Genomic DNA, 12,262 nt, shown 5'->3' with positions numbered 1-12,262 from the left:
GTCGGATGAGAGAATCGAGGTCATGGCCTACGAGTTCGAGCGCACCCAGAGAATCGCCGTCCTCGGGGGTGGGCCCGGCGGGTACGAAGCGGCCCTCGCCGCGGCACAGCTCGGCGCCGAGGTCACCCTCATCGAGCGAGCCGGCGTCGGCGGCTCGGCGGTGCTCACCGACGTCGTGCCGTCGAAGTCGCTCATCGCGACCGCCGAGGCGTCGAACGCCGTGAAAGAGGCGGCCGACCTCGGCGTGCAGTTCTACGCGAAAGGCGACCACGAGAAGGCGGTGAAGCCGAAGGTCGCGATCAACCTCGCCGCCGTCAACAAGCGGCTGCTGGGCCTCGCGGCCCAGCAGTCCGACGACATGCGGCACAACCTCATCGACGCGGGCGTGCACCTCGTGCAGGGCGAGGGCCGGCTCGACGGACCGAACGCCGTGATCGTGTCGACCGCGAAGGGCGGCACCGACTTCGACCGCATCGAGGCCGACACGCTCGTGATCTCGGTCGGCGCCACCCCGCGCATCCTGCCCACCGCCGTGCCCGACGGCGAGCGCATCCTCACCTGGACCCAGCTCTACCAGATGCAGCAGGTGCCCGAGCACCTCATCGTCGTGGGCTCCGGGGTCACCGGCGCCGAGTTCGCCTCCGCGTACCGCGCGCTCGGCGCGAAGGTCACGCTCATCTCGAGTCGCGACCAGGTGCTGCCCGGTGAAGACCAGGACGCGGCATCCGTCATCGAGAAGGTCTTCACGCGCAACGGCATGAAGGTGCTCAACCGGTCTCGCGCCGAATCCGTCGTCCGCGACGGCGACGAGGTTGTCGCGACCCTCACCGACGGCCGCGAGGTGCGCGGGTCGCACTGCCTGATGGCGGTCGGCTCGGTGCCCAACACGAGCGACATCGGGCTCGAGGAGGCCGGCGTGCAGCTCGCCGAGTCGGGGCACATCCGGGTGAACCGGGTTGCGCGCACCTCGATCCCGAACATCTACGCCGCCGGCGACTGCACGACGTTCCTGCCGCTCGCGTCGGTCGCCTCGATGCAGGGCCGCACGGCCGTGTTCCACGCCATGGGCGACATCGTGAACCCGCCCGCGAACCGCAACATCACCTCGAACATCTTCACCCAGCCCGAGATCGCCACGATCGGCTGGACGCAGAAAGAGATCGAAGACGGCGTCGTGCCCGGCGTCGTCTACAAGCTGCCGCTCTCGTCGAACCCGCGCGCGAAGATGATGGGCATTCGCGAGGGGTTCGTGAAGCTGTTCGCCTCGAGCGGGTCGGGCGCGATCATCGGCGGCGTCATCGTCGCGCCGAAGGCATCCGAACTGGTGTTCCCGCTCGCGCTCGCCGTCGAACACCGGCTCACCGTCGACCAGTTCGCCGAGGCGTTCCCGGTGTATCCGTCGCTGTCGGGCTCGCTCACGGATGCGGCGCGGGCCATGCACGTGGTTCGCTGAGCTGCGCTGCCCGTCTTCGCGGCGCGCCATCCCCCCTTTCGTTTCTCAGGCGTAATGGGTCGGAACGGGCGCGCCGACGGCGTGTCCTCCTGAGAACGGTGCGTTTCGGTGATCCGCTCCTGAAAACGGTATGGATGCGGCGGCGCAGACGTCTGGATGCAACGGCGAACGCCGCGGGCGTGCGCCGCCCCGCGGGGCGGAGTAGCGTCGGGGCGAAGGGCAGTCCGGGGGAACGGTCCGGGGGGAATCGATGAACCTGCGAGTGAAGTCAGTCGAGGCATCCATCGCCGATGCCGCCGACGAGGAGCGCAGCCTCAAGCGCTCGCTCGGCACCTGGGACCTCGCCCTCATGGGCATCGCGGTCGCGGTCGGCGCGGGCATCTTCTCGGTCGGCGCGCAGGCGGCGGCGAACTTCGCGGGGCCGAGCGTGATCGTCTCGTTCATCCTCGCCGCGATCACGTGCGGGCTCGCGATCATGTGTTACGCCGAGTTCGCCTCGACCGTGCCGGTCGCTGGCAGTGCCTACACGTTCACCTACGCCACCATGGGCGAACTGCTCGCCTGGATCATCGGGTGGGACCTCATTCTCGAGTTGTTCACGGCCGCCGCGGTGCTCGCCAAGTACTGGGGCGTGTACCTGAGCGAGGCGTTGCTCGCGTTCGGCGTGCCGCTGCCCGCGACGTTCGAGATCGGCGGCGTGTCGATCAGCTGGCCCGCGTTCCTCATCGTCGCGATCTTCACCGCGCTGCTCGTGGCCGGCACGAAGCTCACCGCCCGCGTCGGGGCGGTCTTCACGCTCATCAAGGTCGGCATCGTCATCTTCGTCATCGTGGTCGGCTTCTTCTTCGTGCAGGCCGCGAACTTCACCCCGTTCATCCCCGAGGCCGTGCCGACCGACGGCGGAGCATCCGATGCCTGGACCCAGTCGCTGTTCTCCTGGATGACCGGCGCCGCACCCGCGCAGTACGGGGTGTTCGGCATGCTGGCCGCGGCATCCCTCGTGTTCTTCGCCTTCATCGGCTTCGACGTGGTCGCGACCAGCGCCGAAGAGGTGCGCGAGCCGCAGAAGCGGCTGCCACGCGGCATCTTCCTCGGCCTCGGCATCGTGACCTTGCTGTACGTGCTCGTGTCGATCGTGATGACCGGCATGGTCTCGTACCGCGAGCTCGCCGCCGAAGAGACGCCGTCGCTCGCGACCGCGTTCCGGCTGCTCGACCAGGATTGGGCCTCTGCGGTCATCTCGTTCGGCGCGCTCGCCGGGCTCACGACCGTGATCATGGTCATTCTGCTCGGGCTCGCGCGCATCGTGTTCGCGCTCAGCCGTGACGGGCTGCTGCCGCGCTGGCTGTCGAAGACGACGGCGCACACGAAGACGCCGGCGCGCGTGCAGATCATCGCGGGCGCGATGGTCGCCGTCGTGGCAGCGTTCACCGATGTCGGGCTGCTCGAGGAGATGATCAACATCGGCACGCTCTCGGCGTTCGTGCTCGTGAGCCTCGGCATCATCGTGCTGCGGCGCACCCGGCCAGACCTGCCGCGAGGGTTCCGGGTGCCGTGGTCCCCGTTCCTGCCGATCCTCTCGGCGGTGCTGTGCGTCTGGCTGATGTTGAACCTCACGACCCTCACCTGGGTGCGGTTCGGGGTGTGGCTCGTGATCGGCCTGGCGATCTACCTGCTCTACGGCCGCCGGCGGTCGCGCCTCGCGGGCGAGCAGGTCAGCGAGGTCGAGCTGCCGACCGCCCAGGGCTCGCAGCCCTAGGGTGCGCGGGTGCGCGGGTGCGCGGGTGCGTGGGTGCGCGGGTGCCTTTCTCAGGCGTAATGGGTCGGTTCGGGCGCAACTGCGGCGTGTCTTCCTGAATACGGTGCGACTCGGGCGTTTCCTCCTGAAAACGGATGCCGCGGAGCGGCGTCGTCTGAACGGATGCCGCGGAGCGGCGTCGTCTGAACGGATGCCGCGGAGCGGCGTCGTCTGAACGGATGCCGCGGAGCGGCGTCGTCTGAAACGGATGTCGCGGAGCGGCGCCGTGACGGAGCCGGGGCCGCAAGCTGACCGCTCGGGCCGCCGGGCGTTCCGACAGCCGGGAGTTCAGGCGGCGGCGAGGCCGGCCAGGGCGGCGACCACGCGAAGGGCCGCAGCGGCAGGATCAGCGAGCACCTCGCGTGCAGGGATGCGGAGCGTCGGGATGCCACGGGCGAGCAGCGCGGCGTCGCGCCGACGATCCCGTTCGAACGCGTCGCGGTCGTGGTGATAGGCGTAGCCGTCGACCTCGACGGCCAGCCGCCCCTCGACGATGAAGTCGACCCAGCCCGCACCGTCGAACGGAACCTGCTGGATGAACGCGAGCCCCACCGCGCGCATCGCGTCGGCGAGGTAGGTCTCGGCGCCTGAGCCGTCGAAGCCGTGCAGCTGGAGACCGCGCAGGCGGCGCGGGGCTGACGTCGCGAGCAGTTGTCGCGCGTCCGTGAGCGTGAGCACGCCCTGGTGCACCGCGGACTCGAACGCAGCGATGACCTCGAGCCGACTCGCGCATCGAGCGACCTGCGCCAGGGCATCGCGCGGCGAAACGCGCCACGCCGACTCATCGGTCTTCCGCCGACCGAACGCGGAGTCGCACCAGTGCAGCTCGAGTTCGAGGAGTTGGCGATCGGACGTGATCGGCTCGGCCGAGGGGACGAGCGCACGGTTGGTGCGAAGCCGTGCCGCGTTCTTCGGCAGCGCCACGTGCGTGCAGCCGGGATCGGGAATCCAGATCCCGAACGAGCGCGCAGCGCTGACGCATCCGAGCCGGCCGCCGACGCGTACGGCGGCTATCGCGTCGAGTGGGGCGTCGTACGTCGCGTAGTGCGCCCGCCGAACTCGGCGGATCGCGCCGGCCCGCACCGCGCGCGACAGTTCAGGCCCTCGGATGCCCCGCCGCAGCAGCTGCTCGCGGGTGCAGATGCCGCCGTGCTCGGCGAGAACGCCCATGATCCGATCGATGCGATCCATGAGCCGATGATCGCCGGCCGCGTCGCGGCGCGGGCCGCGACATCCGACGCTGTGGTCTCCGACCGCCCGACCGCCCGCTGGGGAGGAATGCACCACCCACGGCGCCCCGCCGTCCGTCACGACACCGCTCCGCAGCATCCGTTTTCAGGAACCGCCGCCCGAATCGCACCGTATTCAGGAAGACACGCTGCAGTTGCGCCCGAACCGACCCATTACGCCTGAAAAAAGCATGAAGACCGTAGTCTCAGGGGATGGATCGACCGAACGAGGGCCTGCCGCTGGGCGAGCACGATCGTGGCCATCTGCGCCGCTGCGTCGAGCTGGCCCGCGAAGCACTTGAGGCGGGCGACGAGCCGTTCGGCTCGCTGCTCGTCGACGCGTCGGGCGTCGTGCGCTTCGAGGACCGCAACCGCGAGGGCGGCGGCGACGCGACCGCGCACCCCGAGCTCGCGATCGCGCAGTGGGCCGCCGCCGAGCTCACGCCCGACGAACGGCGCGCGAGCGTGGTCTACACCTCGGGCGAGCACTGCCCGATGTGCAGCGCGGCCCATGCCTGGGTCGGGCTCGGGCGCATCGTCTACGCGGCGAGCACCGCCCAGTTCTCGCAGTGGCGGCGAGAGGAGGGACTCGCGGCCGGGCCCGTCGCCGCGCTGCCGGTCACGGTCGTGGCCCCGGGGGTGCCGGTCGCCGGCCCCGACCCCGAGCTGTCGGCCGAGGTGCACGAGCTGTACCTGCGGATGCTTCGCCGCGACCGCAGCTGACGTGCCACCCGCGGCGCGGCAGCGACACGCGCGACGCTCGCGCCAGCTCAGGCCGCGGGCGCGTCGGCGATCGAGAGCAGCAGGTGACCGCTGGAGACGGTGAGACCGGTCTCGGCGTTGATGGCGCCGACCACGCCGTCTTTGTGGGCCGTGATCGGCTGCTCCATCTTCATCGCCTCGAGCACGAGGATGAGGTCGCCCTTGACGACCTTGTCGCCCTCGGCGACGGCGACCTTGACGACCGTCGCCTGCATGGGCGCGGTGACCGCGTCGCCGGTGGCGGTGTCGACCGCGTGCGAGGCCGCACGGCGACGCGGTGCCGGCCCGAGGGTCACGGGGCGCGGTCCGCCCGAGAGCTTCTTCGGCAGGCTCACCTCGACGCGCTTGCCCGCGACCTCGACGACGACGTTCTCACGCGCCTGCGGGCCCTTCGTCTCCTCGAGCTCGCCCGTCCACGGCTCGATGGTGTTGTCGTACTCGGTCTCGATCCAGCGGGTGTGCACCGAGAACGGCTCGTCGCCCTCGGGGGCGAACGCGGGCTGGTTCACCACGTCGCGGTGGAACGGCAGCACGGTGGGCAGGCCGGCGACCTCGAACTCCTGCAGGGCGCGGCGGGCGCGCTCGAGCGCGTCCTTGCGGGATGACCCGGTGACGATGAGTTTGGCGAGCAGCGAGTCGAACGCGCCCGAGATCTCGTCGCCCGTCGTCACACCCGAGTCGACGCGCACGCCGGGGCCGCCGGGGAAGCGCAGCACGTGCACCGGGCCCGGGGCGGGCAGGAAGTTGCGACCCGGGTCCTCGCCGTTGATGCGGAACTCGAACGAGTGCCCCGTGATGACGGGGTCGGGGTAGTCGAGCGAGCCACCCTCGGCGAGGCGGAACTGCTCGCGAACGAGGTCGAGGCCGGTGACCTCTTCGGAGACGGGGTGCTCGACCTGCAGGCGCGTGTTCACCTCGAGGAACGAGACCGTGCCGTCTTGGCCGATGAGGAACTCGCAGGTGCCGGCGCCGACGTAGCCCACCTCGCGCAGGATGGCCTTCGACGACGTGTACAGCGCGTCGCGCTGCGCGTCGGTGAGGAACGGCGCGGGCGCCTCTTCGACGAGCTTCTGGTGCCGGCGCTGCAGCGAGCAGTCGCGGGTCGAGACGACGACGACGTTGCCGTGCCGGTCGGCGAGGCACTGGGTCTCGACGTGGCGGGGCTTGTCGAGGTACTTCTCGACGAAGCACTCGCCGCGACCGAACGCGGCCACGGCCTCGCGGGTGGCCGAGTCGAAGAGTTCGGCGACCTCGTCGCGGGTGCGGGCGACCTTGAGGCCTCGGCCGCCACCGCCGAACGCGGCCTTGATGGCCACAGGGAGGCCGTGCTGGTCGACGAACTCGAGCACCTCCGAGGCATCCGCGACGGGGTTGAGGGTGCCGGGCGCGAGCGGCGCGCCCACCTTCTCGGCGACGTGCCGGGCCGAGACCTTGTCGCCGAGGCGCTCGATCGCCTCGGGCGACGGGCCGATCCAGATGAGGCCGGCGTCGATGATCGCGCGGGCGAAGTCGGCGTTCTCGGCGAGGAACCCGTAGCCGGGGTGCACCGCGTCGGCGCCGGAGCGGCGCGCGACCGAGAGCAGCTTGTCGATGACGAGGTAGGTCTCGGCGCTCGTGGAGCCCTCGAGTGCGTACGCCTCGTCGGCGAGCTTCACGTGGCGGGCGTCGCGGTCTTGGTCGGCGTACACGGCGACCGAGCGGATGCCGGCGTCGCGCGCGGCCCGGACGACGCGGACGGCGATCTCGCCCCGGTTGGCGATCAAGACCTTGGTGATGCGCGGCATACCTCAAGGCTATTCAGGCGGGCGAGTTCGCCTTTGGGCGACCTCCACAAAAAGACCTCGAAAAGTCGTGTCACCGCCCACAAGGGTGCTGGCGCGGTGGATCGGTCAGCCGAGCCGATTCCAGAGCCCCGTCCACTCGCCGCCGAGTTCGCGCACCAGCTCGCGCAGCGTCGAGAGACTCAATCCGACGACGGTGGACGGGTCGCCCTCGACGCGCCGGATGAACGGGCCCCCGAGACTGTCGATGGTGAACGCCCCGGCGACCGCGAGCGGTTCACCGGTCGCGATATACGCGTCGATCTCGGCGTCGTCGAGTTCGGCGAAGGTGACGGATGCCACGTCGGGCCTGCCGACCGCGACGCCGGGCCGACCGCCCCGATGGTCGATGAGCCAGTGACCGCTCCAGAGCTGCCCGGTGCGCCCGTGCTGCGCCGCCCACCGCTCGCGTGCCGCCTCGGGCCGGTGCGGCTTGCCGTGCAGCACGCCGTCGACGAGGAACGCGGAATCGCCGCCCAGCACGAACCCGTCGATCGGCTCGCCGCCGGGCCGCGCGCCGAGGATCGCCTCGGCCTTCGCCCGCGCGAGCAGCTGCACGAGTTCGGCCGCGGCGAGCGGACCGTGCTCGGCCTCGTGCTCCTCGACGAGCGCCTCCTCGTCGACGCCGGGCGACACGGTCACCGGCTCGATTCCGGCCTGGCGCAGCAGCTGGAGGCGGGCGGGCGAGGTCGAGGCGAGGTACAGGCGCATGCGTCCATCCTGCCGTCTGCCCCCTCACGCGATTCAGGCCCGCAGGCGTGTCGCACCGGGTTTCGGCGCGTGGCGGAGCCGACCGGCCGTGCGCGCTGCTGAATCGCCTCCGAGGGCGGTCGGCACGGAACGGCCGGCGAGCGGGCAGGATGGGGTCATGGCACGTCCCTCTCGCCACCGCACCAGCAGCCCCACGGGCGCCAAGCGCACCGCGCACGCGCGGCGTCGCACGCCCGCAGCCTCGGCGTCGCCGGTGCCCGGGCCCGAGCTGGTGCTCGACGTCGACCGCATCGCGCACGGCGGGGTGGCCGTCGCCCGCCACGAGGGGCGCGTCGTGTTCGTCGCCGACGCGATTCCGGGCGAGCGCGTGCGCGCACAGGTGATCGATGCGAGCCGCGACCGGTTCTGGCGCGCCGAGACCGTCGAGGTGCTCGACGCCTCGCCCGACCGCCGCGAGCACGTGTGGGCCGAGGCATCCGTCGACCGCGCGCCCGAGCAGCGGGCGGGCGGCGCCGAGTTCGGTCACATCCGGATGCCCCGCCAGCGCGCCCTGAAGGCGGAGGTGCTGCAGGACGCCCTCGCGCGCATGGCGGGCGAGCAGCGCGAGGTGGTCGTCGAGGCCGTCGACGAGGAGCTCGCGCCGGGTGTCGACGTCGAGGCGGGCACCGGCTGGCGCACCCGGGTTCGTCTGCACGTCGACGCCGAGGGCCGGGTCGGCCCCTACGCGGCCCGCAGCCACCGGGTGGTGCCGGTGACGAGCCTGCCGCTCGCGGCGGCCGCGCTGCAGCGGCTCGCACCGCTCGACACCCGGTTCGAGGCGGCGGGGGCCGACGGCGTCGAGGCGGTGGATCTGGTCGCCCCGACGGGTGCCGAGGCATCCGTCATCATCCGCCGGGCGGGCGAGCGCGAGACCGCGCCCGAGATCGTCGAGCTCGTCGGCGACCGGCGCTTCCGGCTCGCTCGCGACGGGTTCTGGCAGGTGCATCGCGGTGCGGCGGCCACGCTCACGCGTGCCGTGCAGGCGGCGATCGATCCCGAACGGTTCGACCCCGGCGCTGAGCACCTCGATCTGTACGGCGGTGTGGGCCTGCTCGCCGCCGCGGTGGGCGATGGGTTCGGGCGCGGGCTGCGCATCACCTCGGTCGAGGCCGACGCGCGAGCCACCGACCACGCGGCCGCGAACCTGGCCGACTTCGTGGGCGCCCGCGCGGTCACGGCCAGGGTCGACCGGTTCCTGGCCGAGCTCGAGCGATCGGATGCCTCGCGGAGCATCCGCGGCGGCACCGTCGTGCTCGACCCGCCACGCTCAGGAGCCGGGCGCGAGGTGACCAACCGAGTGGCCGCGCTGCGCCCCGCGCAGATCGTGTACGTCGCGTGCGATCCCGTGGCGCTCGCGCGCGATCTCGGCACGTTCCGCGACCTCGGCTACGGGCTGGAGCACGTGCGGGCCTTCGACCTGTTTCCGAACACCCACCACGTCGAAGCGGTCGCCCGGCTGGGCGCTATCGTGTGAGAACACCGGAGGGGGAGGCAGTGGTGCAGCACGAGGGGCCGACGACCGTCGCGATCGTCGACGATCACGAGGCGGTGCGGCTCGGGCTGCGCGCGGCGTGCCGCGACGCCGGGTACGACGTCGTCGCCGAGGCCGCGGGCGTGCCCGAACTGCTCGACGCACTGGGGCTGGGCAGGGTCGACGTGGTCGTGCTCGACCTCTCGCTCGGCGACGGCCGAAGCGTCACCGACAACGTGCGCGCGATCCTCGGAACGGGCAGCGGTGTGCTCGTGCACAGCATCGCCGACCGGGTCGCTGCGGTGCGGGAGGCGCTCGCCGCCGGCGCGGCCGGCGTCATCCCCAAATCGTCGCCGATGTCGGCGGTCATCGCCGCGATCGCCGTCGTCGCACGGGGTGACGCGCTGAACAACGTCGAGTGGGCGAGCGCGATCGAAGCCGACCGCGATTTCGCCAAGGCGGCGCTCGGCCGGCGCGAACGCGACGTGCTGCACCTGTACGCGTCGGGCCTGCCGTTGAAGCTCGTGGCGCAACAGCTGGGCATCGCGCATTCGACGGCGCGCGAGTACCTCGACCGTATCCGGCAGAAGTACATCGAGGTGGGCCGGCCGGCGCCCACCAAGGTCGACCTGCTGCGCCGCGCCGTCGAGGACGGCATTCTGCCGGGTCTCGACGAAGCCGGGGATGCCCGGCGCTGACGGGCGCCTCACGCGCCCGGTCGACGCACGCCGCGCGGTCAGCGGCGCGCGGGTCGAGACCGTCACGGGCCGGGCGCTGGGCGCCGCGGCGATCGTCTTCTCGCTGCAGACGGTACCCGCCGCGATCTCGCAGTCGGCGGCGCTCGTGCAAGGGGCCTCCGCCGCGCTCGTCGCGGTGATGTACGGCTCGGCCGTCGCCCTCGCGGTCGCGATGATCGCGCGGATGGCCGAGCGCATCACCGCCGTCGTCTACGCCGCCGCCTACGCCGTGGTGCTGCTCGCGTGGCCGTTCCTCGTCGAGGATCCTGCGGCGCTCGACGGGCAGGCGCCGTGGCTGTACTACCTGATGACGGTGGCCACGACCGCGGTCGTCTTCTCGATGCCGATCGGCGCCGCCGTCGGGTATACGCTCGTCGCTCCGGCACTGTTCGGCATGGTTCGGCTGCAACCGCAGGGCGGGTCGGCGGATCCGCTCACGGCCGCGTTCGAGACCGGGTACTCGATCATCCTCGGCATGGTGGTGCTCGTCATCGTCGCGATGCTGCGGCACGCCGCCGAGGGGGTGGACTCCGCCCAGGATGCCGCGCTCGCCCGCTACGACGTCGCCGCACGCCAGCACGCCAACGAGATCGAGCGCGTGCGCACCGACGCGCTCGTGCACGACAGCGTGCTCACCACACTGCTCGCGGCGGCCGCCGCAGAGACCGCCGACGAGCAGCAACTCGCCGCCAGGATGGCCCGCGACGCGGTCGCGCGGCTCCGTGAGGCGGGCACCTCGACGAGTGCGCCCGACGCGCGCATCGAGCTGAACGTGCTGGTGCGGCGCTTGCGAGCGGCCCTGACGACGTTCGCCACGCCGTTCACGGTGCGGGTCGTGAACGCCGGCGGGGTCGAGCTCACGGTGGATGCCGTCGAGGCGCTCTACTCGGCGGCGGTGCAGGCGATGGTGAACAGCCTGCAGCACGCCGACGACGGCACCCGCCCGACCCGGCGGGAGCTGCGGATCCGAGGCGTTCGTGCTGCGGGGTGCGTCATCGAGGTGGCCGACACCGGTGTCGGGTTCGACCCGGCGATGGTGCCGACCGAGCGACTCGGGCTGCGCGTGTCGATCGAGGAACGGCTGGCCGGCGCGGGCGGCACGGCGACCATCACCTCCAGTCCCGGCCACGGCACCACCGTGACGCTGGTCTGGCCCGAGGGGGTCGACCGCACATGATCGCGATCTCGCGGTGGCTGCTGCTGGCGCTCGGTGCGGCCTTCTCGGCGTTCCACATCATGCTCGGCCTGATCTCGCTCGGCGTGCCGACGCGCCCCGAGCCGACGCTGGCGGCGCTCGCGCTGTACACGGTCGCCACGGTGCTCAGCCTGTGGCCCACGGGGCGGGTTCGGATGCCCGACTGGCTCGCCGCGTTCGACCTCGTGGTCGCCATCGCCATGCCCGTGGTGGTGACCACGCAGCTCGATCCCGCCGCCGACAACGGGTTCGCGACCTGGTACGTCGCCGCGGTGGGCACGCTGATGACGATCGTCGCGGCGCGCCGCCAGCTCGTCATGGCATGGATCGGTGTGGGGGCGCTCGCCCTGCAGACGCTGTTGTGGGCGGGGTTCCCCGCGCTCGGCACGCTCGGCGTGGTGGGCAGCATGGTGTGGGTCGCGATCGCGCACGCGCTCACCGTGGCGCTCGCCTCCGCCGCTCGCGCGGCGCGTCGGTACGGCCAGGCCGAGCGCGAGGCGGCGGCGTGGCAGGCGGCCCAGGACGCGCACCTCTTCGAGGGCCGGATGCGCCTCGCCCAGACGAATCGCATCGCCTCGCCCATGCTGCGGCGGATCGCCGATCAGGGCGGAGTGCTCACCGAGCAGCAGCGGCGCGAGTGCCGCATGCTGGAAGCCGCGATCCGCGACGAGATCCGAGGCCGGATGCTGCTCACCGACGTCGTGCGAGTCGAGGTGCAGCGGGCACGCGGGCGCGGCATCACGGTGACGCTGCTCGACGAGGGGGGCATCGACGAACTCGACGAGCCGTCGCGCGATCGGGTGCTGTCTCGACTGGCGGAGGCGATCTCGCGGTCGCACGCCGATCGCATCATCGCGCGGACCGCGGCGGAGGGTTCGCCGGTCGCGGTCACGGTGGTCGGCCTCCGTGAGAGCGGGGATGCGACGGCGCTCGACACGGATGACGCGGAGGTCGAGCTGTGGCTCGAGATCCCGCGCGCCATCGAGGGGTGACGGCGCGCGATGGGGCGGGCCGGCAGCGCGACATGGTGCGCCGCACATGAGGAAG

General features: G+C 71.9%; 10 protein-coding genes. 7 read left to right on the top strand and 3 right to left on the bottom strand.

The genetic code is table 11. From position 1 onward, the window contains the following. Nucleotides 1–22: 22 nt before the first annotated feature. The gene (locus FLP10_RS03485) at nucleotides 23–1,453 is read left to right on the top strand and encodes an NAD(P)H-quinone dehydrogenase (RefSeq protein ID WP_149159608.1); all 1,431 of its coding nucleotides are present in this window, start codon (nucleotides 23–25) and stop codon (nucleotides 1,451–1,453) included. Between the two features lie 250 nt (nucleotides 1,454–1,703). After that, entirely contained in the window at nucleotides 1,704–3,212 is a 1,509-nt protein-coding gene (locus FLP10_RS03480) for an APC family permease (RefSeq protein ID WP_149159607.1), read from the top strand. A 327-nt stretch (nucleotides 3,213–3,539) separates the two neighbouring features. On the opposite strand, the gene FLP10_RS03475 is transcribed toward FLP10_RS03480, so the two are convergent. After that, on the bottom strand, nucleotides 3,540–4,442 hold the full coding sequence (locus tag FLP10_RS03475; protein WP_168209093.1) for a type IV toxin-antitoxin system AbiEi family antitoxin domain-containing protein: 903 nt from the start codon (nucleotides 4,440–4,442) through the stop codon (nucleotides 3,540–3,542). A gap of 251 nt (nucleotides 4,443–4,693) precedes the next feature. On the opposite strand from FLP10_RS03475, the gene FLP10_RS03470 reads away from it, so the two are divergent. Further along, nucleotides 4,694–5,203 carry a nucleoside deaminase gene (locus FLP10_RS03470; protein WP_149159605.1) on the top strand — a complete coding sequence of 170 codons (510 nt, stop codon included), beginning with the start codon at nucleotides 4,694–4,696 and terminating at the stop codon, nucleotides 5,201–5,203. A 47-nt stretch (nucleotides 5,204–5,250) separates the two neighbouring features. Here the strand turns inward: FLP10_RS03470 and FLP10_RS03465 are convergent, their stop codons facing one another. Together FLP10_RS03465 and FLP10_RS03460 are read right to left on the bottom strand one after the other, a co-directional pair. After that, on the bottom strand, nucleotides 5,251–7,026 hold the full coding sequence (locus FLP10_RS03465; RefSeq protein WP_149159604.1) for an acetyl/propionyl/methylcrotonyl-CoA carboxylase subunit alpha: 1,776 nt from the start codon (nucleotides 7,024–7,026) through the stop codon (nucleotides 5,251–5,253). A gap of 105 nt (nucleotides 7,027–7,131) precedes the next feature. Further along, nucleotides 7,132–7,773 carry a Maf family protein gene (locus FLP10_RS03460; RefSeq protein WP_149159603.1) on the bottom strand — a complete coding sequence of 214 codons (642 nt, stop codon included), beginning with the start codon at nucleotides 7,771–7,773 and terminating at the stop codon, nucleotides 7,132–7,134. 157 nt (nucleotides 7,774–7,930) lie between these two features. Here FLP10_RS03460 and FLP10_RS03455 point away from each other — a divergent pair, with 157 nt between their 5' ends. Genes FLP10_RS03455 through FLP10_RS03440 form a run of 4 tightly spaced genes read left to right on the top strand, consistent with a single transcriptional unit; the run spans nucleotide 7,931 to nucleotide 12,207 of the window. Then, nucleotides 7,931–9,286: a class I SAM-dependent RNA methyltransferase gene (locus tag FLP10_RS03455; protein WP_149159602.1), complete on the top strand. Its 1,356-nt coding sequence runs from the start codon at nucleotides 7,931–7,933 to the stop codon at nucleotides 9,284–9,286. 20 nt (nucleotides 9,287–9,306) lie between these two features. Beyond that, nucleotides 9,307–9,981, top strand: coding sequence for a response regulator transcription factor (locus tag FLP10_RS03450; protein WP_246150159.1), 675 nt, complete (start codon nucleotides 9,307–9,309; stop codon nucleotides 9,979–9,981). Next, nucleotides 9,968–11,197 (top strand): sensor histidine kinase, encoded by a 1,230-nt coding sequence (locus FLP10_RS03445; protein ID WP_149159600.1) that lies wholly within the window; start codon nucleotides 9,968–9,970, stop codon nucleotides 11,195–11,197. Before FLP10_RS03450 ends, FLP10_RS03445 begins: the two co-directional genes overlap by 14 nt. Then, nucleotides 11,194–12,207 carry a hypothetical protein gene (locus tag FLP10_RS03440; protein WP_149159599.1) on the top strand — a complete coding sequence of 338 codons (1,014 nt, stop codon included), beginning with the start codon at nucleotides 11,194–11,196 and terminating at the stop codon, nucleotides 12,205–12,207. The genes FLP10_RS03445 and FLP10_RS03440 overlap by 4 nt, the downstream gene beginning before the upstream one ends. Nucleotides 12,208–12,262 lie beyond the last annotated feature (55 nt).

It is taken from the genome of Agromyces intestinalis (genome assembly GCF_008365295.1).
Lineage (GTDB): Bacteria > Actinomycetota > Actinomycetes > Actinomycetales > Microbacteriaceae > Agromyces > Agromyces intestinalis.
This window is presented reverse-complemented; position numbering and strand designations above follow the sequence as displayed.

Excerpts from the sequence above, each read along its gene's own strand:
- FLP10_RS03485 (WP_149159608.1), top strand. The coding sequence starts at position 23 with ATGGCCTACGAGTTCGAGCGCACCCAGAGAATCGCCGTCCTCGGGGGT.
- FLP10_RS03480 (WP_149159607.1), top strand. The coding sequence starts at position 1,704 with ATGAACCTGCGAGTGAAGTCAGTCGAGGCATCCATCGCCGATGCCGCC.
- FLP10_RS03475 (WP_168209093.1), bottom strand. The coding sequence starts at position 4,442 with ATGGATCGCATCGATCGGATCATGGGCGTTCTCGCCGAGCACGGCGGC.
- FLP10_RS03470 (WP_149159605.1), top strand. The coding sequence starts at position 4,694 with ATGGATCGACCGAACGAGGGCCTGCCGCTGGGCGAGCACGATCGTGGC.
- FLP10_RS03465 (WP_149159604.1), bottom strand. The coding sequence starts at position 7,026 with ATGCCGCGCATCACCAAGGTCTTGATCGCCAACCGGGGCGAGATCGCC.
- FLP10_RS03460 (WP_149159603.1), bottom strand. The coding sequence starts at position 7,773 with ATGCGCCTGTACCTCGCCTCGACCTCGCCCGCCCGCCTCCAGCTGCTG.
- FLP10_RS03455 (WP_149159602.1), top strand. The coding sequence starts at position 7,931 with ATGGCACGTCCCTCTCGCCACCGCACCAGCAGCCCCACGGGCGCCAAG.
- FLP10_RS03445 (WP_149159600.1), top strand. The coding sequence starts at position 9,968 with ATGCCCGGCGCTGACGGGCGCCTCACGCGCCCGGTCGACGCACGCCGC.
- FLP10_RS03440 (WP_149159599.1), top strand. The coding sequence starts at position 11,194 with ATGATCGCGATCTCGCGGTGGCTGCTGCTGGCGCTCGGTGCGGCCTTC.